This is a genomic window from Methylobacterium sp. WL64 (assembly GCF_008039945.1).
Classification (GTDB): Bacteria; Pseudomonadota; Alphaproteobacteria; order Rhizobiales; family Beijerinckiaceae; genus Methylobacterium.
In genome coordinates, this window is sequence record NZ_VRVA01000355.1 from 1 (window position 1) to 250 (window position 250).

The following is a 250-nucleotide window of genomic DNA, read 5'->3' on the forward strand; positions in this document are numbered from 1 at the left end:
GATCGGCCCCGGCCAGGAGCTGGTCCAGGATCGCGTCAGGGACGTGGGGTGCTTTGCGTCGTGCCATCGGGAACCTCCTTCGGATCCACTATGGCCGCCCCCACACGAAATTCCTGACAGTCCCTGCATCGCTGCCTGGAACGGCATGGCATCAGCCGACTACCCGAGATCGACGGCAACAAACCCAAGAAGCAGCGCTTTGCGACCTACGCCATCGGCTATGTGCACGTCGACATCGCTGAGGTGAGCA

The 250-nt window shown here is 62.4% G+C and carries 1 pseudogene; it reads left to right on the top strand.

What is annotated here, in order from left to right:
• Positions 1-120 precede the first annotated feature (120 nt).
• Positions 121-250 (top strand): annotated as a pseudogene (locus tag FV242_RS34225) (IS481 family transposase); the annotation flags it as partial.